General features: G+C 52.4%; 18 protein-coding genes and 1 other annotated feature. Of the genes, 12 read left to right on the top strand and 6 right to left on the bottom strand.

Translation table 11 applies throughout. The features are described from left to right. Nucleotides 1–64 precede the first annotated feature (64 nt). On the top strand, nt 65–1,069 hold the full coding sequence (gene ccpA / locus AC3ZPD_RS06065; RefSeq protein ID WP_068696276.1) for a catabolite control protein A: 1,005 nt from the start codon (nt 65–67) through the stop codon (nt 1,067–1,069). 122 nt (nt 1,070–1,191) lie between these two features. Further along, a complete protein-coding gene (locus tag AC3ZPD_RS06060) occupies nt 1,192–1,899 on the top strand; it encodes a 5'-methylthioadenosine/adenosylhomocysteine nucleosidase (RefSeq protein ID WP_490983361.1) in 708 nt (235 codons plus the stop codon). Nucleotides 1,900–2,008: 109 nt separating this feature from the next. Here the strand turns inward: AC3ZPD_RS06060 and AC3ZPD_RS06055 are convergent, their stop codons facing one another. After that, on the bottom strand, nt 2,009–2,674 hold the full coding sequence (locus tag AC3ZPD_RS06055; RefSeq protein ID WP_490983360.1) for a GNAT family N-acetyltransferase: 666 nt from the start codon (nt 2,672–2,674) through the stop codon (nt 2,009–2,011). Nucleotides 2,675–3,072: 398 nt separating this feature from the next. Between AC3ZPD_RS06055 and acsA the strand changes: the two genes are divergently transcribed. Then, nucleotides 3,073–4,803, top strand: a complete 1,731-nt coding sequence (gene acsA / locus AC3ZPD_RS06050; RefSeq protein WP_490983359.1) for an acetate--CoA ligase — start codon at nt 3,073–3,075, stop codon at nt 4,801–4,803. Nucleotides 4,804–4,933: 130 nt separating this feature from the next. Here the strand turns inward: acsA and AC3ZPD_RS06045 are convergent, their stop codons facing one another. Next, nucleotides 4,934–8,032, bottom strand: coding sequence for a transglycosylase domain-containing protein (locus AC3ZPD_RS06045; protein ID WP_490983358.1), 3,099 nt, complete (start codon nt 8,030–8,032; stop codon nt 4,934–4,936). A gap of 155 nt (nt 8,033–8,187) precedes the next feature. Next, nucleotides 8,188–8,433, top strand: a binding site (T-box leader). A 135-nt stretch (nt 8,434–8,568) separates the two neighbouring features. Between AC3ZPD_RS06045 and tyrS the strand changes: the two genes are divergently transcribed. Then, nucleotides 8,569–9,822, top strand: a complete 1,254-nt coding sequence (tyrS, locus tag AC3ZPD_RS06040) for a tyrosine--tRNA ligase (RefSeq protein WP_490983357.1) — start codon at nt 8,569–8,571, stop codon at nt 9,820–9,822. Between the two features lie 131 nt (nt 9,823–9,953). On the opposite strand, the gene rpsD is transcribed toward tyrS, so the two are convergent. Beyond that, nucleotides 9,954–10,553 (bottom strand): 30S ribosomal protein S4, encoded by a 600-nt coding sequence (gene rpsD, locus AC3ZPD_RS06035; RefSeq protein WP_490983356.1) that lies wholly within the window; start codon nt 10,551–10,553, stop codon nt 9,954–9,956. A 441-nt stretch (nt 10,554–10,994) separates the two neighbouring features. On the opposite strand from rpsD, the gene AC3ZPD_RS06030 reads away from it, so the two are divergent. From AC3ZPD_RS06030 to AC3ZPD_RS06010, 5 genes are all read left to right on the top strand, one after another. Continuing rightward, nucleotides 10,995–12,992 carry a sensor domain-containing diguanylate cyclase gene (locus AC3ZPD_RS06030; RefSeq protein ID WP_490983355.1) on the top strand — a complete coding sequence of 666 codons (1,998 nt, stop codon included), beginning with the start codon at nt 10,995–10,997 and terminating at the stop codon, nt 12,990–12,992. A 272-nt stretch (nt 12,993–13,264) separates the two neighbouring features. Beyond that, complete coding sequence (locus AC3ZPD_RS06025) at nt 13,265–14,137, top strand: hypothetical protein (protein WP_490983354.1); 873 nt, start codon at nt 13,265–13,267, stop codon at nt 14,135–14,137. 181 nt (nt 14,138–14,318) lie between these two features. Beyond that, nucleotides 14,319–15,434 carry an aminopeptidase gene (locus AC3ZPD_RS06020; RefSeq protein ID WP_490983353.1) on the top strand — a complete coding sequence of 372 codons (1,116 nt, stop codon included), beginning with the start codon at nt 14,319–14,321 and terminating at the stop codon, nt 15,432–15,434. Nucleotides 15,435–15,517: 83 nt separating this feature from the next. Next, on the top strand, nt 15,518–15,763 hold the full coding sequence (locus tag AC3ZPD_RS06015) for an HPr family phosphocarrier protein (RefSeq protein WP_490983352.1): 246 nt from the start codon (nt 15,518–15,520) through the stop codon (nt 15,761–15,763). 300 nt (nt 15,764–16,063) lie between these two features. After that, a complete protein-coding gene (locus AC3ZPD_RS06010) occupies nt 16,064–16,375 on the top strand; it encodes an Fpa/YlaN family protein (protein ID WP_490983351.1) in 312 nt (103 codons plus the stop codon). Between the two features lie 77 nt (nt 16,376–16,452). Here the strand turns inward: AC3ZPD_RS06010 and cax are convergent, their stop codons facing one another. Continuing rightward, the gene (cax, locus tag AC3ZPD_RS06005; RefSeq protein WP_490983350.1) at nt 16,453–17,523 is read right to left on the bottom strand and encodes a calcium/proton exchanger; all 1,071 of its coding nucleotides are present in this window, start codon (nt 17,521–17,523) and stop codon (nt 16,453–16,455) included. Between the two features lie 218 nt (nt 17,524–17,741). Between cax and AC3ZPD_RS06000 the strand changes: the two genes are divergently transcribed. Further along, on the top strand, nt 17,742–18,104 hold the full coding sequence (locus AC3ZPD_RS06000) for an Asp23/Gls24 family envelope stress response protein (protein WP_490983349.1): 363 nt from the start codon (nt 17,742–17,744) through the stop codon (nt 18,102–18,104). A gap of 159 nt (nt 18,105–18,263) precedes the next feature. Here AC3ZPD_RS06000 and ftsW read toward each other — a convergent pair whose 3' ends face one another. Both ftsW and AC3ZPD_RS05990 read right to left on the bottom strand, forming a co-directional pair. After that, nucleotides 18,264–19,559 carry a putative lipid II flippase FtsW gene (ftsW, locus tag AC3ZPD_RS05995; RefSeq protein ID WP_490983348.1) on the bottom strand — a complete coding sequence of 432 codons (1,296 nt, stop codon included), beginning with the start codon at nt 19,557–19,559 and terminating at the stop codon, nt 18,264–18,266. Further along, on the bottom strand, nt 19,556–19,774 hold the full coding sequence (locus tag AC3ZPD_RS05990) for a hypothetical protein (RefSeq protein ID WP_490983347.1): 219 nt from the start codon (nt 19,772–19,774) through the stop codon (nt 19,556–19,558). The genes ftsW and AC3ZPD_RS05990 overlap by 4 nt, the downstream gene beginning before the upstream one ends. A gap of 229 nt (nt 19,775–20,003) precedes the next feature. On the opposite strand from AC3ZPD_RS05990, the gene AC3ZPD_RS05985 reads away from it, so the two are divergent. Continuing rightward, nucleotides 20,004–21,173: an amidohydrolase gene (locus AC3ZPD_RS05985; RefSeq protein WP_490983346.1), complete on the top strand. Its 1,170-nt coding sequence runs from the start codon at nt 20,004–20,006 to the stop codon at nt 21,171–21,173. Between the two features lie 259 nt (nt 21,174–21,432). Further along, a complete protein-coding gene (locus AC3ZPD_RS05980; protein ID WP_490983345.1) occupies nt 21,433–23,217 on the top strand; it encodes a DNA repair helicase XPB in 1,785 nt (594 codons plus the stop codon).

The following is a 23,217-nucleotide window of genomic DNA, read 5'->3' as shown; positions in this document are numbered from 1 at the left end:
CTAATTAAACTCCTTAAGAAAACCGAAGAACGAATGAAAATTTATTGGCAATGGAGAGAAGAATGTGACGGTTACCATTTATGATGTGGCACGCGAAGCAGGAGTCTCGATGGCCACGGTTTCCCGGGTGGTCAACAACAATCCGAACGTGAAACCGCAGACCCGTAAGAAAGTATACGAAGCAATTGAACGTTTGGGGTACCGTCCAAATGCGGTTGCTCGCGGTTTGGCAAGCAAGAAGACGACGACGGTAGGTGTGGTGATTCCCGATATCTCCAACTCGATTTTTGCGGAAATCGCACGCGGGATCGAAGATATCGCCAACATGTACCACTACAACATTATTTTGTGTAATGCCGATAAGAAGAAAGAGAAGGAAATCCGCGTCATCAACACGCTGCTCGAAAAGCAGGTGGACGGGCTCCTCTTCATGGGCGGCACGGTGACGGAAGAGCATATCCAGGCTTTCCAAACCTCCGCTGTGCCTATCGTGCTTTGTGCAACAAGCGACGAGAACGGTTTGATTCCTTCGGTTGATATTGATCATGAAGCCGCCGCATTCGACGCGGTAAGCACGCTGATTCGCCATGGACACCGTGAAATTGCCATGATCAGCGGTACGCTGCAGGATCCGGCAAACGGTTTCGCTCGTTTTCAGGGTTATAAGAAAGCGCTTGAGAAAGCGGGCATCCAATATCAGGAGGATCTCGTTCGTATCGGCAACTATCGTTATGAATCCGGCGTGGAAGCGATGAAATATTTCATCGGCTTGAAGAAACGCCCAACGGCTATATTTGCTGCTACGGATGAGATGGCGATCGGCGCGATCCACAGCATTCAAGACGAAGGGCTGAAGGTGCCTGACGACTTCTCGATCATCAGCGTGGATAACACCCGGATGGCTTCTATGGTGCGTCCTCAGCTGACGACGGTTGCGCAGCCGATGTACGACCTTGGTGCGGTAGCCATGCGTTTGCTCACCAAACTGATGAAGAAAGAAAATGTCGAGAATATGCGTGTTATTTTGCCGCATGAAACTATTCTCCGTTTGTCCGTAAGTCATTTGTAATTCAGTTGAATAGATTTCCTGGAAAAAGGCTCCTGCACAGGAGCTTTTTTTTGAGGGCTGAAACAAAATGCGATCATCCAAAAGATGAACCTCCATAACCGGAAAGGAGTTTAGAGAAAAAGATGGCTAATATCGGAATTTTGGGAGCGATGGATGAGGAAATCGAACTGCTGCTGCAGCAGATGGAAGAGAAAGAAACCGTCGTGAATGCCCGCCTTTCATTCGTGACCGGAACTTTGCTGGGACGCAGGGTAGTGGTAAGCAAGTCGGGAGTCGGCAAGGTCAACGCGGCTATTACGACCCAATATATGATTGACCGTTTTCAGGTTTCGTCCGTCTTGTTTACAGGCGTGGCAGGAGCCGTCAATCCCGAGCTTCAAATCGGCGACGTCGTGATCTCCTCTTCCTGTCAGCAGCATGACATGGACGTTACGCCTTTGGGTTTTGAACGGGGCGTCATTCCGTTTCAGGAGGTCTCGGATTTCCCGGCCGATCCGGAACTTGTCGAGTTAGCCAAGCAGGCCTGCGAACAAGTTTGCAAGGATCACCGGTTCCTTGTCGGCAAAGTGCTTTCGGGCGACCAGTTTGTGGCCGACCGCGCGTTTGTGCAGAACCTGTATGCCCGCATGAACGGGGCCTGCGTGGAAATGGAGGGCTCGGCGGTAGCCCAGGTCTGTTATATGAATGCCGTGCCTTACGTGGTGCTCCGCTCGATGAGCGATAAAGCGGACGGCTCTGCACATGTGAATTTTGCGGAGTTTACGGTTCAGGCGGCCAACCGCTCTTATGCGATTCTTAACGAAATGGTCGGGAAGATGAAGCAAGTCTAATCGGTTATTCTGTAAAAATAAAAGGCCTGACCGGAGCATGGCTTCGGTCGGGTCTGTTGTTTTTTATGGGGTGTTCACGCTCTGTTGAGCCTCAGGCTTTAGAAGGCCTTTAGTACATAAATCTTTGATGGAACCGGATGCGGTCGAACTGTTCCTTGGAAGAGAGCGGCACGTCATGACCTATGCGTACCATGAGGCAGTTGGCCGGATGGGAGCAAATTTCCGGGTCGTCCGTAGCGTACCAGACCATATCGACGGTCTGCATCAATTTCTCCATCATTTTCCGGTAATCCCAGACGGAGAGGCCGCTTTTTTTTAAATCCCAATGCCAGTAATATTCGGTCGTAAACACGATGTAAGATTCCAGCTGTTCCTGCTCAAAGGCGGTCCGCAGCATGGCGGAGCCGAGCCCGCAGGCACGGAATGCGTCCGCCACTTCAATGGCTCCGAGCTCCAGCAGGTCTTCCATGCGCCCTTCGGACCACCGCTCCAGTTCATCGGGATAATGGAAAGTGACGTACCCGAGAATGACGCCGCCTTGCCGGGCGATAATAATCCGTCCTTCCGGCAGTCCGGCGATTTCGATTAAAGCTTCGAGCTGCTGGGAAGGGGGCCGGAAGGCATCCAAATCCGGGTGCATGGCCAACCCGCGCAGCACGTGCGGGGCAACGGGACCTTCCACCACCGCATATTCCGCTTCCGCAGGCATTTCCGCCGAGTTTGCCGGGCGCTTTAAAGCTTTTTCGTGGCTGGCGTAAATTTTATAATGGATCACGTTTGCCCTGCCCCCCTTTCCTTTGACTCACTTATATCAGAAAAACGAATTTTTGAAAAGTTATAGCGCTTACATTTTGCCTGTGCTATAATGCTTTTGACATAAAAAGTTCACAATATTTGGTTAAATGATTTAGTTTATCGATGTTTTATGACACCCTTTAAATCTGTTTTCGAAAAATAACCGCAGCTCATTCCCAGCCACCATCAGCCTCTTTATTACACATCAGGTTCGACCCGTACTTACTTATTTTCTCCTTAAATTGTTGGATGTCCTTACAGAAAGCCGCCTGTTTTTTTCGGAAAGACCTTTGGCCTTCTGTGCTGCAATGATATGTTGTATCCGTTTTCAATTGAGAGCTTGCCTTGGCATAACGAACATTTGAGGAGGATGAGACCATGAATTCCATGCAGGGGGAACGCATTCCGGCAACGGATGCCCACACCAATCTGGGTGATTATGAAGAAGCCCGCGAACATTTTCAATGGGAGGAAGTCGAAAAACAATTCAGCTGGTACCAGACCGGCTTCATCAACATGGCTTATGAGGCGATCGACCGGCATGTGGCAGAGGGGCGCGGCAACAAAACGGCACTTATTTATTGCGACGCGGAGCGGGAGGAGACGTATACCTTCGGGGAGCTTCAATCCTGGTCGTCCCGGTTTGCCAACGTGCTTCGCAAGCATGGGGTAACCAAAGGGGACCGGGTTTTTGTGTTTATGCCCCGTTCTCCCGAATTGTATATCAGCATTTTAGGCGCCATTAAAGCGGGAGCGGTCGTCGGACCTTTGTTTGAAGCCTTTATGGAGACCGCTGTTAAAGACCGCCTGGAAGACAGCGGCGCTACCGTTCTCGTGACGACGCCGGCTCTTCTAAAACGCGTAAAACGCGAGGAGCTGCCGGACCTGCGGGCCATTTTTGTGGCCGGCGGCACACCGGAGGAAGCGGAGGCAAACGGCGTCTATCATTTTGAGCAGGAAGTCATTTCAGCCTCCGGCGATGCAGCCGTAGAATGGGTGGAGTTGGAGGATGGACTGATTTTGCATTATACCTCCGGTTCGACTGGCAAACCTAAAGGGGTTTACCATGTGCACAACGCCATGATCCAGCATTATTATACGGGGAAAATGGTTCTGGACCTGCGCGAAGACGATATTTACTGGTGTACGGCGGATCCGGGCTGGGTGACGGGGACATCGTACGGCATTTTTGCGCCGTGGTTGAACGGAGCCTGCAATTTGGTGCTTGGCGGACGTTTCGATCCGTCGGCGTGGTATAAAGCGATAGAGAAATTTAAGGTCACCGTCTGGTACAGCGCGCCTACGGCCTTCCGCATGCTGATGGGCGCAGGGGAAGAATTGGCCGGTCAATATGACCTGTCCAGTCTGCGGCATGTATTGTCCGTAGGCGAGCCGCTAAACCCGGAGGTTGTCCGCTGGGGACTCGCGACCTACAACAGGCGGATTCACGATACATGGTGGATGACCGAGACAGGCGGCCAGCTGATTTGCAATTATCCATCCATGGCGATCAAACCGGGTTCGATGGGCAAACCGCTGCCGGGGATTGAAGCCGCCATCATTGACGATCAGGGGAACGTGCTGCCGCCGAACCGGATGGGCAATCTGGCTATTCGTACGCCTTGGCCCTCCATGATGCGGACGATCTGGAACAACGAAGCGAAATACGAGGAATATTTCCGGATTCCGGGCTGGTATGTATCGGGAGATTCGGCTTACCAGGATGAAGAAGGATATTTCTGGTTCCAGGGACGGATCGACGATGTGATCAACTCGTCCGGCGAACGAATCGGCCCGTTTGAAGTGGAAAGCAAGCTGGTCGAACATCCGGCCGTTGCCGAAGCGGGCGTAATCGGTAAACCGGATGCGGTACGCGGCGAAATCATCAAAGCCTTTGTTGCGCTTAGAGACGGGTATGAGCCGACCGAGGAGCTGAAGGCGGAAATTGCCCGTTTCGTGAAGGAGGGCCTTTCCGCGCATGCGGCTCCGCGTGAGATCGAGTTCAAGGAGAAGCTGCCCAAAACCCGGTCCGGCAAGATCATGCGCCGCGTCCTTAAAGCCTGGGAGCTCCACCTGCCTACCGGTGATTTATCGACGATTGAGGATTAGTCTCCTGGCTTGAAATAAGCGAGTAGATATAAAAATATCCCCTTCAGCACGTCCGCTGAAGGGGATATTTTTTTGCTGCTGTCTTCCTGAGGCCCGGAACCCGGCCGCACCCGGCCGAATCCCGCAAGGCCTATTTCTTCTCAATCCGAAGCGGATTGGAAGGAGGGGATTCACCGGCGCTGTTGACGGCCGTGATCCGCACAAAACCGCTGATCGTTTTGCCTTGATAATCATATTGGGGTTGTTCAGTTGAACCTACCGGCACGTAATTGCCGTTCTCTTGGTCAGAGAAATAAATATTGTAACTGGTAACCTGTTCCTCAGCCGGATTAGGGCTCCAGTTGATCGTAACCCCGGATGTGGTTATAGCTCCCTGAGGCTGCGCTGGAGTCGTCGGAGCAGCCGTGGCGCCGGCCGGATCCGACGGATTTCCGTCGCCCGGATTTCCGGTGCCTAAAGGATCACCCGGAAGCCCAGGGAGGCCCGGTGCAAACGAGCCGTTTACGGTAACCGCATTGCTTGGCACGGATTCCTTGCCTGCGACGTCGACAGCCGTCACGTAGAAGGCGTAACTCGCATTTGAGGAAATCGGCACCGTAAACTGGGTGCCAGCGCCCAGCAGCTTGGATTGATCGTAGGCAAAGCCGCTTCCATTCTCTGATTTGTAGAGACGGTAGCCGACGATATCAGCTTCGCTGTTGTTGTTGAAGGAGATGGCAGCCTGCCCGGTCACGGAGCCGACAGCAACGCCCTGAGGCGCGGCAGGCGCGGTCCCGTCGTCCTTGCGGGGATCCACCTCATACGGCGCGTCTTCGCCCGCATCCTTCGGAATGTAATAGTCGATGGATTTATGATCGCCTTTCATATTCGCAAAGGCGTTCTCCAGCTGTTTAATCAGCTCGGAGATCGGCGGATCACGTTTCAGGACCACCTTCTCCTGCAGCATGTCGGCAGGCGTTCCGTCCTGCGGAATATAGTTGACATTGTTGTAAGTAATGTATTTGGCCCGAACAAGAACGTCATCCGGTTTAGTCGGTACATATTTCTCGTTAAAGATGTCCGTGTTCGTCTTGCCCGCCTGCTCGGTCAAAGCTGTAGGAAGCAGGCCGCTGTATCCGGAGACGGTCTTTTTGACGATGCCGTCCGGTTTGGCGAATTCCTTGGTTTTGAACAGCTCAGGTTTGGCCTCCGTTACTTCGTTCATGACCTGGGCCCAAACCTTGCGCGCGCGTGCCTTGCCGGCCGTGGAAAGGGTGTTCGCGGGTTCGGAATAACCGACCCAAATGCCAAGCGTAACGTCAGGGGAATACCCCTCAAACCAGACGTCGGCATAGTTTTGGGTCGTCCCGGTTTTGCCTACGACCGGAATTTCGCCGTATTTCTTGAAGTCGCTGGCAACCGAGTGGCCCGTCGATCCGCTGGCCGAAATGACGGTACGAAGCATATCCGTCATCAGATAAGCGGTCTGTTCGGAGAATACGCGTCTAGGCTCCGCTTGATGCTGATAGACGACATTGCCTTTGGAATCTTCGATTCTTTCAATCATATAAGCGTCGTTAAAAATACCCTGGTTGGCGATCGCGCCGTAAGCGTTGGTTAACTCTTCTACGCTGACGCCGTGTGCCAAACCGCCCAGCACGCCCGTCGTCGCCTGGTAATCGGAATCCTCGATCGTCGTAATGCCAAGATTTTTAACGAAAGCCCAGGCCTTGTCGATGCCGACCACGTTGTTGAAGAGCTTCAGGGCGGGAACGTTGCGGGACTCGTTTAGCGCGGTCCGCGCCGTTACCAGTCCTTTATAACCGCCGCTGGAGTTGACCGGAATGTGGTAGCCCTTCTGATAATCCTTGAGAATGATTGGCGAGTCGTCGATGATGCTGGCCGGCTGGATCAGTCCTTCCTCAAGAGCTGGAAGGTAGGCGGCCAAAGGTTTCATCGTGGAACCCGGCTGACGGACCATTTGCGTGGCATAGTTCATCTGCTCGGTATAGAAGTCCCGGCCTTCGATCATGCCCAGGATGGCGCCCGTTTTATGGTTGATCAACATGCCTGCGACCTGCTCAAGCCCTTTGGTTTTGCTTTCGGGCGAGAAATTGTCCTTGTTGTCGGACACCTTGTGCATGGCGTTGTACACTTTTTTGTCGATCGTCGTATAAATCCGGTAGCCGCCTGTTAACAGCTGCTGCCTTGCGTCCTCCAGCACCTGGGCGTTGTCCTTGCTGGTCAAATCTTCTTTGGTCAGCGTCGGATCCTTCAGCATAGCCAGGATTTGCGCGCCCTGCCGCTCCGTTTCGAGCATAAGGTAAGGATAAGTATCGTATGCTTTTTTAGTTGTTGGAGCAAGAGCCGACTTAATGTCAAACTTAAGAGCTTCGTCATATTGGGACTGGTCGATTTTGCCTTCTTCCATCATGCGCTGAAGCACGAGATGCTGCCTTTTTAGCGCACGGCTGAAGTTATCGGGATTAAATTCCCCTTTGCCGTTAAAAGCCGAATAAGAGCTTGGCAGCTGCGGCAGTCCGGCGAGATAAGCCGATTCGGCAATGTTCAGCTTGCTTAAATCGCTGATGCCGAAGATGCCTTTAGCGGCGGCTTTAATGCCGTAAAGATTATAACCGGTAGAACCGTTGCCGAAAGGAACCTTGTTCAGATAAGCGGTCAGGATTTCCTGCTTGGACAAGAAACGTTCCAAACGGAGCGCAAGCAGAATCTCCTTGAACTTGCGGTTGTCTGTCCGGTCAAGGCTCAGAAACACGCGTCTTGCAAGCTGCTGGGTCAGCGTGCTGCCGCCGGTCTGGACATTTTCTCTGAGTACGCGCTGTTTGACGGCGCGCAGGGTTCCGCTGATGTCGACGCCTTTGTGCTCGTAAAAGTTATTGTCTTCAATCGAGATCACCGCATCGATGACCGAGGAGGGGATTTCTTTATACTCCACAGGTCGTCGGTCCTCTTCAGACCGAAGCTGTCCGATAGCCGAAGCATCCCGGAAATAAGCAAAGGTGGTGATGTCATTGTGACTGATCTGCGCCTCGATGTCCGCGCGGGACCGGATCGGGTCGTCCTTGACGATAGCGGACACGTAACCGAACGCGGTGCCGAAAGTAAACAGGACCCCGGCAATGCCCGCAATAAACAGCCCTAAAAGAACTCTTAGAATGATTCGTCCGGCCCTTCTTCGTTTGGGCGGGGGGATTTGCTGTTCCGGACTGTTGTCTTTATCTAAAGCCATGAGCATCCTCCTTTTAACAAGCAACATTATAGCACAAAATGTGGGCTTTGAATCCTCAATTCGACCTAAATGAGGGGGTGCGGAAAGGGTTGGCCCTCTCCGTCCTTGACTTGCCGTTTTGTTCTGTGTTATAAAAAAGCTTAAAGTTGCATATTTGAAAAGCTGTGAAGGACAACAGTAAAAGGCGGATTTTCTGCTGCTCAGAGAAACGGTGGTTGGTGCGAACCGGAAAGCGAGCCCCTTTGAATTACAGTCCGGAGCTGTCCGGGGGAAAGCCTGTTTGCAAGTAGTCCGGTACCGGGGAACCGTTATGGAAATGAAGTGAAAACCGATGCCGCCGCAGGCGTTTTACATCGGTTTTAATTAGGGTGGTAACGCGAGCGCTCCTTCTCGTCCCTTGGGATGAGAAGGAGCTTTTTTGTGTTCCGGAACCCTGCACAGCGATTAAGCGGGTTTTGGAGCAAGCCTCGCCCGCGCTTTGTGAGGTTATTTTGCACCGTTTTTCGGATATTAATAGGTTTTAGGAGGCAAACAGGATGAAGTGGGATGAATTAACACTGCCGCAGCGTGAAGAAGTGGAACGCCAGCTGGCCATTTTGAACCGAGGAGTGGTGGAAACCGTTCCGGAGGAAGAGTTGAAGCAGAAAATCATGAAATCGGTGGCGACCCAAACGCCGCTGAAAGTGAAGCTGGGACTGGATCCTTCCGCTCCCGACATTCATATCGGCCACACGGTCGTTATGCAGAAGCTTCGCCAGTACCAGGAGCTTGGCCACCAGGTTCAGCTGATTATCGGCGATTTCACGGGGATGATCGGCGACCCTACGGGCAAATCGGAAACCCGCAAGCAGCTTACGAAGGAAGACGTGCTCCGCAACGCCGAAACGTACAAGAAGCAAATTTTCAAAATCCTGGATCCGGAAAAAACGCAGGTTTTCTTTAACTCCGAATGGCTTGGGCCGATGACTTTTGAAGACGTGGTCAAGCTTGCCGCCAAAGTCACCGTGGCCCGGATGCTGGAGCGCGACGACTTTACGAAACGTTACCAGAGCGGTCAGCCGATCAGCATTCATGAATTTTTCTACCCGTTGATGCAGGGGATGGATTCCGTTGCGCTGAAATGCGATGTTGAGCTTGGCGGAACGGATCAGAAGTTTAACCTGCTCATGGGCCGTACCCTGCAGAAGGAATACGACCAGGAGCCGCAGGTCATCATGATGACGCCGCTGCTGGAAGGTCTCGACGGCGAGAAGAAGATGAGCAAGAGCTTAAACAACTACATCGGCATTGACGAAGAACCGAATGAAATTTACGGAAAAGCGATGTCGGTTCCGGACGAACTGATGGTCAAGTACTACGAGCTGGTAACGGACCTGACGAACGAAGAACTGGAGGTGCTGAAGCAGGGGCTGAAGGAAGAAACGATGCACCCTCGCGACGCCAAAATGAAGCTGGCTTATACGCTGGTTCGTATGTACCACGGCGAAGAAGCGGCGGAAGGCGCCCAGGAGCATTTTGTGACGGTGTTCCAGCAGCGCGCGCTTCCGGACGATATCCAAGAGATGGAGATCGATTCGGCTGAATTTACGGACGGCAAAATCCGTCTGATCAAGCTGCTTACGCTGCTAGGTTTTGCAGCTTCCAACGGTGAAGCGAAACGCAGCATCCAGCAGGGCTCTTTAAAGATTAATGAAGAGAAGCTGACGGATTTCAACGGCGAAGCGGCTTTGCAAACCGGCGATATCGTCCAGGTCGGCAAACGGAAATTTGCCAAAGTGATCGTAAAATAAAAGGGTTACCGAGGCATCCCGGCGTCGAAACGCTGACGGGATGCCTTTTCGTTTTTCCGCGGATCGGATGACCGGAAACAGCAAACAAAAAAAGTCCCTCCGAAGAGGGACTTTTCGATTCCAACCTAATCTTAACGGTTGTAGAATTCGACGATTTGTTTTTCGTCGATGTCCTGGGACAACTCGGAACGCTCAGGAAGACGGATGTATTTGCCTTCTACAGCGCTGTCGTTGAATTCCAGGTAAGCTGGAAGATGCGTGCGGTTCTCGAGAGCTTCTTTGATGGAAGTCAAGGAACGGCTTCTTTCACGCAAACCGATGACGTCGCCAATGTTTACTTGGTAAGAAGCAATGTCGACTTTTTTACCGTTTACGGTAACGTGACCGTGGGCAACCAACTGACGGGCACCTGCACGGGAGTTAGCGAAACCAAGACGGTAAACCAGGTTGTCCAGGCGGCTTTCAAGCAGGAACATGAAGTTCTCGCCCGCGATACCGGACATTTTGTGCGCTCTGGAGAACAGAGTGCGGAATTGCTTCTCTCCCAAACCGTACATGTGGCGCAATTTTTGTTTCTCTTGAAGCTGCATGCCGTAGTTGCTGATTTTTCTGCGTTGGTTAGGACCATGTTGTCCCGGTGGGAAAGGACGTTTCAATTCTTTGCCAGTACCGCTCAGGGAGATGCCCAGACGGCGGCTGAGTTTAAATTTAGGACCAGTGTAACGTGCCATTGTATAAGTAGACTCCTTTAAAGTAATTTAGTTAGGGGGCTACACTATTTGCGCCGGTTTTGTATTGACGAACGGAAAGGATAGAAAAAAATCCGCTCTACTGCCAGGAAAGTTCAGCCGCTGTCCTGGCAGCAACAAAGCCGTGAGGGTGACACAATTCATTACGCCCAAACAAGACTCTATCCAGTCTTTTTCAACATTAAATAATATAGAACTGTTAACCTAAAGTCAAGTGGAGAGGTTTTGAAGAAAACGTAGAATTTTGTCGATAGGTCTTAGGAACTAAAAAAATGCCGAGAAATGGGTAAATTCTAGTGCAAATTGGTTATAGAAATAGTAGAATAAACGATAACCATTTAACTTATAGACGGAGAGTCATTTTGTTTGGCAGGGAATGCGGAGAACATATGCCGATGAAGCAGCGGCAAAAGGAGCTTTTCTATGGCTGAATACCTAAGGGAGAACCATACGGAACATTACATAAATGCTTGGCTGAGAGCAGGGGATCCGCAGACTGCCGGACAAGCTGTAGCGTGGCTGAATGAGATGGACCTGACTCGATACGACTTCCCTTATATAGAAGGGCTTCTGCAAAGGGCATATTCCGATTGGAAGGACGAGGCCCTTCCTGTTTTCGGTATGGAGGAAGCTTGCTGGTATCTGACCGATTCAACGGGAAAAAGGGTAGCCGGATCGCTTGGCGGACCGCAAGCGGCGATGGAGGCCATCGCCGAGGCGGCTGACCGGACGCTCCTGCTGGGAGAACCGGGAACGATAACTGGTTCCGGCTTTGAAGTTGCGGCAGTTCCGGTGAAGACGCGAAAGCAGGGGGAGATATTCGCGGTGCTGATCAGCCTTACGGCTTCGGGGTCTCCGAATTCCTCCAACTTGGCGTTTATTACCATGCAGTCAGCGAAGCATTTTAGGACCTGTTTCTATCATCAGCTTAACCACGTCTTTTTGAGCGATTTGTATAATCTGCGCAATCAGAATGAACGGGAAGCGGCCCGCTGGACGGCCTTGCTGCAGATTGTAAAGAGAATTCACGACAAGATCGATGTGGGCGCCGTATTAAATGAAGTTTTTGAAAGCATGAGCGACATTTATCCCGGTGCGCATCTGGAACTGCTGATGACCCAGGACTATCACAGCAGCAATATGCGGGTTAAACCGCTGCAGCTCCACGCGCGGCAAAGCGAAGATAAGCTGTGCTTGCGCGCCTATACGGAGAACATGATGTTGTCCCGGGAGAAGATTTCGGACAACGGGATAAGAACGCTGGAAATTGCGGTTCCTCTTAGCGGTAAGCAGGGGGTGTACGGGGTGTTCCATTTTTTGATTCCCGGGGAACTGGGCAAAGACATGGATTTGCAGCTGGTGGGCATGCTGGCGGACACGGCCGGCAATGCTTTTGAAAATGCCAAGCTTTATGAGCAGTCGAACCTGCTGATCCAGGAGCTCAGGCTGATCAATGACCTGTCCAGAGAGCTCAGTCAAAGCCTGCAGCCTGCCGAGGTGTTCGAGTTTGCTACCCGGGAGCTGCTGGAGATTTTTAAGGCGGATTACTGCTGCATTTCCGAGCTGACTCCGGGAGGCGATCAGTTCCGGATCATGTCTACCAATATCGAAGCATTGGATAAGAAGCCTTTTCCGGTTTCTTACGGCATATGCGGATTGGTGCACAGCACAAAGGAGCCCCTTATTTTATCCGACTACCACACGTTTACCGGGGTAAGATCCAAAATCATGGACTCGACCCATTCGAGATCGCTGATTGCGGCCCCGGTGATCCTTCGCGGCGAGGTCAGCGGTACTATTCTGCTGTCGCACAAGGAACCGCATTATTTTTCGTATGAAAATTATAAGCTGCTGCAGGTGCTGGCAACCCACATCGGGCTGGCTATCGCGAATGCTTCGCTCTATGATGCGGTCCAGCACATGGCCAACCGGGATATGCTTACCGGCCTTTATGCGCGGCATTATCTCAACAGCTGCGTGCAAAAAAAGCTGGCAAGCGACGCCGTTGGCTCCCTGCTTGTCGTGGATATCGACAAGTTTAAGCAGGTCAACGACAGCTACGGCCATCAGGTGGGAGACCGCATATTAAAGCAGGTATGCGACATCATTAAAAGCTCGATCCGCAGCGACGATATTGCCGCGCGTTGGGGCGGGGAAGAGCTGGCGATTTATTTTCCCTATATGACCGCCGAGGATTGCGTTAAAGTGGCAGAAAGGATCCGGGAGCGGGTCAAAGCGGAGACCGAACCGGGCGTTACCGTGTCCTGCGGCGTGGGCGGATGGCATTACGAACAGGAGAGAATCAGCGTGGAATCGTTGTTTTTTACCGCGGATATGGCTTTATATCGGGCCAAAAACGGTGGGCGCGACCGAACGGAGGTCGGCCGGTGCGACGGAACTACGGAATATGCAACCCCTTAATGGAGCTATGAAAGACATATGACATACAGAAGGAATGGAAAGGCGCTCTCGTGAGCGTCTTTTCTCTTTCCATGAATAAGGAAACAGGAACTGAACCGCTGTGCCGCCAAGGCTTTGAATAACGATAATTCCTCGGGAGAAGCTAAGAAAAGGCTAGCTGCAGAAAGCCGTTCCTTGTGGAGACGCTGGCGATAGCGGCATGGAACTTCATGAGCAAGCGGCTGTTCACTGTTCTCGGAGAAAAGCTAGCGCCTTTAAGGGAGGTAACGTTCATGAAGGTATTAAAGTCCCTTTTTACCGGTATTGGCTTGGGTGTTCTGATCTTGCTTTTATCAGGCTGCCAGCAGCAGCGTAGTCCGCAGCAGTGGTTCGATTTGACGTGGTCGGGCCTTGCGGGGGTGGACGCCTTTCATATTCGCGGCCAGGCGGAAGTAGCTCCCCTGGGCCCTTCGCAAAAAACGCAGACGTTTACTTACGAAGCTGAACTGGATCATCATACGCAGCTGTCCGTTAAAGCGGTTCCGGGGCAGCGGGGAATATCCGTGCTTGATGAGCCCGGGCTTAAATCAAAGTCGCGTGGAGCCAACATGGACGCAGGCAGCGGCCAGCCTGTCGCATTAACTTTGGAGGACGGGAACCGCTGGGTTATGCAGGAGGACGGCCACCCGGCCGACGCCTGGACTTCCGCTGCAGCCGGCCGGGTAAATCCGCTGGCCGCCATTGAAGGGCTTCGTCTAATGAAGAAAAACATCAAGCTGGAGCATGGCGCAGCACGGGGAACGCAGGTTTTAAGAATCGAACCGGATTCGGAACAAGAGCTGCTCAGGCTGAAAAATGACCTGGATTTGGAGATGAACCGGATTGAGGCCGGATGGAGCAGTCAAACCGCCGCCGTCAAATCTTTGGATAAAAACGGCACCGCGGCCGTGGAAGAAGGCCATACGCTTATTACCAGAAGCAAAGCGCAATTGGCACAGCTGTTGAATACGGCCAAAGTGAACACGGTCTACCATCTAACCGTCGATAAACAGACCAATTTGCCTACGAGGCTTACCTCGGAAACCCGGATTTCATATACGGATGCCGAGGGAAAGGCAAGAAGCGAGTCGCTGTGGAATGACGCGCATTTTTCAAATTACCGCTGATCGTTAAGCCAGTCCCTATGGTCTGTAAATGCAGGCAACGGAAAAAAGCAAAGACGGCCTGGCTTTGATCATCGCTGACTTTCTTGCTCAAGCATGCTACAATGGGACAGAAATTTGCTTTGCACCCGCTGCCGCGGCGGCTTGTTTCCGGGCAGCGCAGCATAAGGAGGAGTAAGGAGTCATGAAAGATCCAAGAATGCAAAAGCTGGCTCAAAGCCTTGTCGGTTATTCCGTCAACGTGCAGCCGGGAGAAAACGTCCTGATCGAAATGATCGGCAGCGAACGCGATCTGATTAACGCGATTGTCGAGGAAGTGGCCAAAGCGGGCGGGCATCCGTTTGTGCAGTTGACTGACAAAACGACGCAGCGCGCCATGCTGATGAATGCGACCGAAGAGCAGATCAAAACCTGGGCGGCCATAGATTTGAACCGGATGAAGCAGATGCAGGCTTACATCGGGATTCGTGCGGGAGAAAACGTCAATGATCTGTCCGACGTGCCCGAGAAAAACATGAAAATGTACAACGCTTTATACAACCATCCTGTACATAGCGAACAACGTATTAAACATACGAAATGGGTTGTGCTCCGTTATCCGAACGCAAGCATGGCACAGCTCGCCAATACGAGCACGGAAGCTTTCGAAAACTTCTATTTTGATGTCTGCAACCTGGACTACGCAAAAATGGACCGGGCTCAGGATGCTTTGGCCGATTTGATGAAGCGTACCGATAAAGTCCGCGTTACCGGGCCGGGAACCGACCTCAAATTCTCCATTAAAGGCATTGGCGCCATTAAATGCTCCGGCCAGGCCAATATTCCGGACGGGGAGGTCTACACCGCTCCGGTTCGGGATTCCGTGAACGGGGTAATCAGCTATAACGCGGCTTCCTTGTACAACGGCGTGACGTTCGAGAACGTGGTTTTCCACTTCGAAAACGGCAAAATCGTGAAGGCTTCCAGCAATAATAACGAACGCATTAACGAAATTCTGAATTCGGACGAAGGTGCCCGCTATATCGGCGAATTTGCCATCGGGTTTAACCCCTACATTCTTCATCCGATGAAGGATATTTTGTTTGACGAAAAAATTGCGGGCAGCCTGCACTTCACGCCGGGTCAGGCCTATGAGACCGCCGACAACGGCAACCGCTCCTCCATCCACTGGGATCTGGTATTGATCCAGCGCCCGGAGTATGGCGGCGGGGAGATTTATTTCGACGACGTTCTGATCCGCAAGGACGGCATTTTTGTCCTGCCGGAGCTTGAGCCTCTGAACCCGGAGAACTTGAAATAATCCCCATAATGGTCTTGCTAGGAAAGCGGATTCATTGTATGATTAAAACGTCAATTCATAGCTGAATTCGGAGGGATTTTAAAATGGCTACGAACAATCAGGCGGTTGTTGAGATTGCCCAAACGGCATCAAAGTTTTCATCTTCCATCGTACTGCAAGCCGAAAACAAATACATCGATGTGAAGAGTATCTTGGGGCTTTTCACAACTTTAGTAAGCGGCCATAGTTATGAGCTTCATGTACATGGACCGGACGCTGACGAAGCGAAAGCGGCAATGACAGAAGTATTTGAGAAACATGGACTGAATGTAAACCTTGTTTCCGAGTAAATGCTAACCCCGAAGCACCCTCTCCGTCAGGAGAGGGTGTTTTTAAAATAAAAAACTGCAGGTTTATGAGAACCCTGGGGGAAGGAAGGGCTTCAAATAGCAGCTGGCGTTAATTCGGGGCGGCTGGACGATTCATCGAGGAGCGGAAAGCCCCAAATGGCTATATCGGGCGGGTCTGAAAAGAAGGTTAGCCTTTTCCCGGTTATTTCTGCGAAGTCTTGTATTGCGAAGCATTATCGACTAATATTAAAGGTAAACAGGTGGACTTGGGTCACTGACACAGAGAGGGGGAGAAGATACATGACTTCATCTGATTTGCAGGAACAGCTGAATTTAAAAGCGTTAAATCTGCTGCAGGAAGACGCTTATAAAATAGAAAAGTTAATTGAAGTGCAGATGGAGAACTTGGCCACACGCTACTGCCCACTCTATGAGGAAGTGCTGGATACGCAAATGTTCGGGTTTTCCAAGGAAGTTGATTTTGCGGTAAGAGCCGGTCTTGTAAATGAACTGGTCGGCAAGCAGATTCTTAGTAAATTGGAGCGGAATCTGGCTCTTCTCTACGAAGCGTTGAACCAAAAGGCGAATCAGTCCGAAGAGGGAACCTTATAGATAGCCAAATTGAAGGGGACGGACCCGGGTCAGCATCCAAGCTGAACGGGGTCCGTCCCCTTTTTTGAAAGTTTAAATTAGACGAGATAAAAGGAAACGCCGAGAATGATATAGACGCCTAATAAGAGCAGGCCCTCATACCAGTTGGTCGATCCGTCCTGCGTGATCGATTTGGCGATAAAGACGGCTACGCCGATTGCGGCAAGCTCAATGACCGTAAAGACGATATCCATAGGTCCGGAAGCGAACAGGTGGCTGACAAAAACGAGAACGGGAGCCACAAACAAGGCGATCTGCAGACTGCTGCCCACCGCAATTTCCACGGCTGCGCCGATCTTGTTTTTTAAGGCCAGCATTACGGCTGCGGAATGTTCGGCGGCGTTGCCCACAATGGCTACGACAAACGCACCGACGAAAATTTCGGATAAGCCGAATTTTTCCGTAATCGGATCCAGCGTGTGCACCAGCCATTCACTGACAAAAGCGACCATAACTGTGGCGATGACCAAATAGAGGATGGATCTTCCTTTGGACCATACGGCTTCTTCGTGCTCCACGTCGGAAGGTCCGCCATCCGAAACATCGGCCAGGTAATCCTTATGCGTGATCATTGAGAAGACAAGCCACAGCAGATAAGCCGCGATCAAAACACCGGAAACGATTAGGCTGAGCAGGTTGGTATCCGTCGATTCGATCGCTTCGGTATGTAGAAAGATAGCCGGGACGAACAAGGCAATAATTGCCAGGATCATCAGCGAGCCGTTCAGGCCGGCCAAAGAAACGTTATAATTTTGAATTTTGTACTTGATGCCGCCAGCCAGCACGCTAAGCCCAAGCACAAGGAGCAGATTGCCGATGATGGAGCCGGTGATGCTGGCTTTTACCATATCGAAATGCCCTTCTTTGACCAGCAAAATCCCGATGATCAGCTCGGCGGCATTGCCGAACGTGGCGTTGAGGAATCCCCCGAGCCGCTGACCCGCATGGTGGGCGACGCTTTCTGTGGCTTTACCCAGAAATCCGGCTACAAAGATGACCGAAATGGACGAAATGATAAACTCCAGCGTGTAGGGGAAGCCGGCATAATGTCCGATAGCGCTAAGGATAAAGCTGATGATGAGTACAGTAGGAAACCACAACTTCTTCAATAAACACACCTCTTTTTCTTGTTTGAAGCCGGGAGATACCAGTTCCCGACAAAACATTACAAAATCAATATAACCAATATGAGGAAAATTATAAACGAAAATTTTAAAGCAAGTCTACATTTGCTTTCCTTCGCGGTTGGAATTACAATTGTAAATAAATAAGCTTGTGGCGGACGTTTTGCAAAAAGTGTCGTCGACAAGGTAAGGGAGGAATAGCCATGACCGAGCAACTGGGGCTCGCAACAGGCGCAATTCGAATCGCGGATGACGTGGTTGCCAAGATAGCAGGAATGGCTGCCCTTGAAACACCGGGGATTGCTGCAATGTCCGGAGGTTTATCGGAAGGTTGGGCCAAACGTCTTAGCGGTAAAAATATGCAAAAAGGCGTTACGGTAGAAGTCGGCCAGCTGGAAGCGGCCATCGATTTGCGCATTTTGGTTTTGTACGAAACCCCCATTCATGAGGTTTGCCGGATGCTCCAGCAGAACGTGCGGGAAGCCGTTGAAAGCATGACAGGGCTCAAAGTGGTCGAGGTGAACGTGAAGGTGGAAGGCGTAGCGTTCAAGAACGACGAACTTTAAGGCAAGGAGCAAGGAAAGAAGGGGCGAGCAGCCCGGATACATATCCTTTTCCCTGCGCAGCGCTGTTAGTCCGCGTGAAAAAATTCCTTTAAGAGGGAACAGCAAAAAAGTCCGGCCCAGATATTCTGGCCGGACTTTTTTGCTGTTCTTTTTCATCTCTTATCGCGTTTCATAACGCCCGTACCGTCTGCGCCGCCCGTTCAATTCGTCTTCGCGCACGACCACCGATTTGGTGACCTCGCGTTTCTGCACGATGACGGAAGAACGGGAGATGCTGAGCACGATCCCCATGCTTGCCATCATCACCAGCAGGGAAGAGCCCCCGTAGCTGATGAACGGCAGCGTAACCCCGGTGATCGGAATCGTCCGGGTGACCCCGCCGATATTGACGAAAGCCTGGATGGCGATCAGTCCCATAATGCCGACGCCAACCAGAGTGCCAAATGTATCCTGGCAGCGGAGGGAGACAAGCAGTCCGCGCCAAATGAAGTATACATACACCAGCAGGAACAGGAGGGTTCCGATGAAGCCGAACTCTTCGCCGATGACCGAGAAGATAAAGTCGTTATAAGGGTTCGGCAAATAATGCAGCTTCTGGATGCTTTGCCCAAAGCCGGTTCCCGTCATGCCGCCGTGCCCGATCGCCGTCAGCGATTGAAGCAGGTTCCAGCCGTAGCCTTTCGGATCCTTAAACGGATCGATGAAGGCCTGAAACCGTCCGGCTTTGTAGCCGGATGTGAGCGAATCCGCGGCTCCGGAAGCATGCAGACTGTCGATCAGGGCTTTGGCTCCGAGCACCAGGCCGACCCCCAGCGCCAAAAGCACCAGCGATGCCATGATGTGTTTAAGATTGGCACCGCCGGCAAAAATAATCAGTCCCGAGGTTGCCACCAAAATGAGACAGGAGCCGAAGTCGGGCTGAAGCATGATCAAACCCGCAACAAATCCGACGATCATGGTCACAGGGATATAGCCGGACCGCAGATCCCGGAACCGTTCCCCTTTTTTCGTTATGAGCGCCGACAGATATAAAATGATCGTGATTTTAGCGAACTCCGTAGGCTGGATACTGATCGGACCAAGGATCAGCCAGCTTCGGGAGCCGTTGCGCAACGAGCCGATAAACGGCATAAGCAGCAAAATGATGATGACCAGAATAAAAACCGGCACAAACAGCTTTTTATACCGCTGAAACGGAATGTTCATCGTAATAAACATGGCGATTACGCCGCCTATGGCGAACAGCAGCTGTTTTTTGACGAAATACATCGAATCATTATTGAAATCACTGTTGATAACAGCGATGCTGGAGCTTGAACTGAACACCATCACCAAGCCGAACCCGACGAGCAGCAGCGTTAAAATCAGCAGCTGAAAATCAGGTGTTCCCCGCTTGGATCCGTTTTGCTGTTCCTGCTTATCTTTAGTGCCGGAGTTGACGTCAGACCGCCTCATGGACTTGTCCGCCCGAAGGAAGACATCGTCCGGCCGGCGCCGGCGGCTTCAGCGGGGCAAACCCGCGCAGCCATAAAGAAAGGGAGCGGGAACAGGCCCCCGGAATGTTCATTACCGGTCAAGCGGCCCGCATGTAAGCCGCGCAGCGGATCGGTAGTGCTGATGCCGTTAGCTTCGATTTTGCCTGAACCTCCGTTCCCGTTATCCACGTGCATGAACATCCTCCTAACTATTAAACTAGCAAATGCCATAAGTTTTCATTAATTACCATGATAGTATGTTTACTAGGCTTGCGCAAGCAGGAACGGCGCCGGATGAAGCGGCTGGCTGAGGCGCAGCGGCGCAGTAATTTTGCACGCCTGTCCTATTGCTTCGGATTTCTGTTACAATATGAGAAAAAAGCCGGGCCGATAACGGCCGGCAGCCAAGCGGAGGTAAAGAGCCATGGGACGGGGAGACATCGAACACTTGTATCCGGTGATGGTGGAACGAAGACGTTATTTGCACCGTCATCCCGAGTTATCTTATCAGGAACAGGCGACTTCGGCCTATATAGCGGACGTGCTGAAAAAGGCTGGCATTGAATACAGAACACAGGTCGGCGGCAACGGCGTAGTCGGTGTTATCAAAGGCAGTCAGCCCGGCCCGGTGGTCGCTTTAAGGGCCGACATGGACGCCCTGCCGATTCAGGATGAAAAAGAAGTGGAATATAAATCCGAAGTAGAGGGCGTCATGCATGCCTGCGGTCATGATGGGCATACGGCAACGCTTTTGGGCATTGCCGAATATTTTGCGGGCCGCAAAGAGCAGATTCGCGGCGAGATCCGGCTTCTGTTCCAGCCGGCGGAAGAGGTATGTCCGGGCGGGGCGCTGCCGATGATCCAGGACGGCGCTTTGGACGGGGTGGACGTCATTTACGGCGTGCATTTGTGGACGCCGATCCCTGTGGGCACCGCCGCTTCGCTCCCAGGGCCGATGATGGCTTCGACCGATGAATTTTTCGTCAACATCCATGGCCGAGGCGGGCACGGCGGAATGCCCCATAAAACCGTAGACAGCGTGGTGGTAGGTTCGGCGCTGGTTATGCAGCTGCAAAGCGTCGTCAGCCGTTCGGTCAATCCGCTTGATCCGGCCGTGGTGACCATCGGTTCGTTCCGTGCGGGAACCGTGCAGAACGTAATAGCCGAACGGGGACGGCTGGCCGGGACGGTAAGATGTTTTAATGAAACGACAAGGAAGCTTATCCAGGACCGGATAGCCTCCGTCGTGGCGCATACGGCGGAAACCTACGGTGCGAAGGCGGAGCTGGAGTATATTCCGGGTTACCCAACGCTGGTTAACGACGAGGCGGAGACGGCAAGATTTTTTAAGGTGGCCGGCCACCTCGAAGGAATAAAGGCGGTATCGCCCGAACCGATTATGCCTGCCGAAGATTTTGCTTATTATTTGCAGAAGGTGCCGGGCTGCTTTATTCTGGTCGGCGCAGGAAACCCTGAGAAAGGCGCGGAATATCCGCACCATCATCCGAAGTTCGATCTGGATGAAGAGGGAATGGCGCATGCGGCCCAAATCCTGATCGCTTTGGCTGAGAACTATATGGAGGAATGGCGGTAGCCCCGAACCGGACAAGATTTTATGCCTATGCCCATACTTATGAATGTCCGCGGCAAAATTGGGAAACTCTACTAATCAGGGCAAACGGTTTGTTTGAAGTTTACGAAGGGTGCCGGAAAAACCGGCATTCGGCATGGAAAGCCCCCGCTTGAAGCGGCCGGGCTTTTTTTGCATGTATGCGTGTGCATGTAAGTTTTTTGGTTATGGAGAAAAAATCAGGGTTCATCATAAAGAGCCAAACGCCGGGAGGAACGGAAAATTGAATGGACAAGGCGCATGTATTGTACAGAACGATCACACCGTTCTGCTTGAGACGGCCCATCCGGAATTCGAGAACGCTCGGGAAATGCTTGGACAGATGGCAGAGCTGGTGAAAATGCCTTCGGCGTTTCACACCTACAAGCTGACCCCGCTTTCGCTCTGGAACGCCGCAGCTTTAGGCGAGACGGCCGCAGGAGCGGTTGAGAAGCTGCGGATCTTGTCCCGCTGGCCGGTTCCAGCCAAGGTCGAAGAAAACGTGGCGGCATGGGCAGGAAGATATGGACAGCTGGTGCTTAAGCCTGCTCAGGATCGAGAAGGCGAGGTGGCTGCAGAGCTGGAGCTGGGATTCAGGAAAGGCGCTGCGGAGGAGTTTGAACGACTGCTGCAAACCTCCTCCCTCCAAAACCTGGGACTGGTCCGAACGCGAGCAGGCGCGGTACGGGTCAAAGCGGAATACCGGGGACTTCTGAAGCAGGAGCTGACAAGGCTGGGATATCCCGTGCTTGACGAGGTCGGCTACCGGAAGGGGGCTTCTTTGGTTTTTAATTGGAATTCCCTGCTGCCGGAGGGAGGGCTTTTCCAGCTTAGGGATTACCAGCAGAGCTGCGTCGAGGCTTTTGCGGGCATCTTTGCAGGAAATGGCAGCTCAGCTGGAAGCGGGGTGCTGGTGCTGCCGTGCGGCGCAGGAAAGACGGTCATCGGTATCGGAGCGATGCAGCGGCTGCAGTGCGAAACGCTCATTCTTACCTCCAATATAACTTCGGTCCGGCAGTGGATAAGGGAACTGCAGCAAAAAACGAGCCTTAAGCCGGAGCAGATCGGCGAGTATTCGGGAGAACGCAAGGAAGTCCGGCCCGTCACTGTCTCCACCTATCAGATTTTGACCCACCGGACGAGAAAGGAAGAGGGATTTAAGCATTTGCCTCTCCTGAACGGCAGGGATTGGGGGCTGATTATTTATGATGAGGTGCATCTGCTGCCAGCGCCTGTGTTTCGGGCGACGGCCGATATCCAGGCGACAAGAAGGCTGGGACTGACGGCCACGCTCGTCAGGGAAGACGGCTGCGAGCAGGACGTTTTTTCGTTGATCGGACCTAAGCAGAAGGAGGTGGGCTGGAAAGCCCTCGAGCAGCAGGGATGGATCGCCGAGGCTCAATGCCGCGAAATCCGGATTTTAATGCCGGCCGAAGCCCGCAGACTTTACGAGCAGGCGGGGAATAAGGGGAAATACAGGTTGGCTGCAGAGAATCCGAACAAAACGGCTGTCGTGCGCCGGCTAATCGATCTTCACCTCGGGCGGCAGATTCTGATTATCGGACAGTATGTCGATCAACTGGTCAAGCTGGCGGCGCAGCTGGAGATTCCTTTGATCACCGGGGCGACCTCCCAGGAGCAGCGAAAGGGTTTATATGCCGAATTCCGGGCGGGACGTCTCCGCGTGCTTGCCGTTTCCAAAGTCGCCAATTTTGCGGTGGACCTGCCCGATGCTTCTGTGGCGATCCAGATTTCCGGCAGCTACGGCTCGAGGCAGGAAGAAGCCCAGCGGCTCGGCAGGATTCTGCGGCCCAAGCAAGGGGATAACCGCGCATTTTTCTACAGTCTGGTCTCCGATCAGACCCGGGAAGAAGAGTTTGCAAGAAAACGGCAGCTGTTTCTGGTCGAGCAGGGCTACGAATACTCGATCGAAAAAATGGACAGCCAGACGATCTCCGTCATGCCGCCGGGCAGCGAACAGGAGGCTGAAGTGAAACTAGAACAAAAACAGGAAATAAAGGAGGCATAA

The sequence above is a fragment of the Paenibacillus mobilis genome (assembly GCF_058267595.1).
Note: the sequence above shows the minus strand (reverse complement) of the source record. Positions and strands in the feature narration are given on the sequence as shown.